The organism is Synechococcus sp. R8-2 (assembly GCF_047461715.1).
Taxonomy (GTDB): domain Bacteria; phylum Cyanobacteriota; class Cyanobacteriia; order Thermostichales; family Thermostichaceae; genus Thermostichus.
This window is the reverse complement of sequence record NZ_JANSHQ010000611.1, coordinates 1-1,806: the sequence shown is the minus strand read 5'-3', so window position 1 is coordinate 1,806 and position 1,806 is coordinate 1. Positions and strand designations below refer to the sequence as shown.

2 protein-coding genes are annotated in these 1,806 nt (G+C 60.9%); one reads left to right on the top strand and one right to left on the bottom strand.

Going from position 1 to position 1,806, the window contains the following annotated elements; translation table 11 throughout:
* Positions 1–63 precede the first annotated feature (63 nt).
* The gene (locus NW819_RS13070) at positions 64–900 is read left to right on the top strand and encodes a metal ABC transporter permease (protein WP_414352040.1); all 837 of its coding nucleotides are present in this window, start codon (positions 64–66) and stop codon (positions 898–900) included.
* Here NW819_RS13070 and NW819_RS13065 read toward each other — a convergent pair.
* Positions 869–1,720: a hypothetical protein gene (locus tag NW819_RS13065; protein WP_414332345.1), complete on the bottom strand. Its 852-nt coding sequence runs from the start codon at positions 1,718–1,720 to the stop codon at positions 869–871. The genes NW819_RS13070 and NW819_RS13065 overlap by 32 nt on opposite strands.
* Positions 1,721–1,806 lie beyond the last annotated feature (86 nt).

Below are 1,806 nucleotides of genomic sequence, written 5' to 3'. Positions count from 1 at the left end.
TCGCGACAGCGGTGCGGAGCACCATTTTGTCCGCTACATCCACCGTCACTGAGAGACAAAGAGATGTCGGAAGGCTGGGCGCAGGTGGTGGAGCTGTTGCAGTTGCCCTTTATGCAGCGGGCCATGCTGGGCGGGATCCTCACCGGCATGACGGGCGGGCTGCTGGGCAGCTTTGTCATCTTGCGGCAACTGTCGTTCTTTAGCGATGCCCTGGGGCATTCGGCTCTGCTGGGGATTGTTTTGGGAGTGCTGCTGGGGCTGAATCCCACCGTGGTGCTGATGGTGTTTGGGGTGGGGTTTGCTTTGGGCGTCACCTTTGTCCTGGAGCGCACTCAACTGTCGGCGGATGCGGTGCTGAACATCATCTACTCTTCCTCTTTGGCGCTGGCCGTTATCGCCCTCAGCTTGCTGCCCGGCTATCGGGGCAACCTCAACCAGTTGTTGTTTGGGGAGATTTTGGGGATCAGCCCGGCAGCCCTGTGGACGAGCGGGATCCTCTTGCTGATCAGCTCGGCCTATGTGGGATTGACTTTGCCCTCCCAAATGTTGCTGACCCTGGATGAGCCGCTGGCGCGGGCGCGGGGGGTTCAGGTGGGCTGGCAGAAGCTGGCTTTTGTGGTGTTGCTGGCTGTGGTGGTGGCGCTCTCAATTCGCTCTGTGGGGGTGTTGCTGGTGAGCGCTTTTGTGGTCATCCCAGCCTCGACGGCAAGGCTTTTGGGATCCCGCTTTACAACCTATGTGCTGCTGGCCATAGGTATTGGGGGACTGAGCGCGGTGCTGGGGATGATCGCCTCGGCAACCTTCAACCTGCCCTCCGGCCCCAGCATTGTTGCCACCCAGTTGCTCTTTTTTCTCCTAGCTATGGCGCTCAAGGGGGTGTCGCAACTCCTGCAGCTCTAGCTAGCGGCAATCCAAGAGCTCTCTCGGGCAGCGGCTTTTCCTGCAGAAGCTGGCCAAACAGGCGGCGATAGCTCTCTGGAAAGACCTGCCCGCTGAGGGTGGGCTGCTCGTAGACGCGCTTGAGGGTGTTGAGATCCCGCTTGGTAATGTTGGGCACCCGCAACACCCGCCGATTGCCGGTAGCCGCCGCATGGTGTCCGCCATACATCAGATCCCGCAGGTTCGGGCTATGGCCCCACAGCCCCAGCCCATGCCCGATCTCGTGTCGGGCCACCGCCGTTATTTCGGCCAACCCCTGTCCTTCTGCAATGACGATGCGCACCCGCTGCTGCAAAGAGCCATCGGAGGCGAAGAAAAACTCCGGGCGGGCCGCCCCAGCCACCCCGCCGCCAATAGGAGGAACGCGGTAAATGCTCATCCCGTAGAAAGCCTCCTCCTCTTTGGCCACCACCTTGAGCGGGATGTAGGCCGACCACTCCTTCACCGCTTGCTCCACGGAGGCCTTCCACTGGGGGTGATCCCCTTGGATGTAGATAGGGACGGGATAGAAGGCCCACTGGGCATAGGCTCCACCTGGCAAAAGCGGCTCGATTTCCTCAAAGTAGTCTCCCACCGCCTTGTCGTAGGCGTAGCGATCCAGGCCGGGGGGGAGTTTGAGCCGCATCGGCTGCGGCAGTTCTCCGGCTTGAGTTTGAGCCTGGGCTTGCAGGGCTTCAATGCCAAAAAAGTGGGGAACCAGCAGGGATCCCCTGCCCCCCACTGCCAGGACGAGGAGCATCGTCCAGCCGAGGATGCAAAGCTGTAGAATGCGCCGCCGCATCAAAGCCGCCCTTTCGCCCTTGTCTTTCTACAAGGTTAGTGGCTCAGAAAGCAAGTGTCGTTCGTTTGACATCCTCCCCGGCCTGA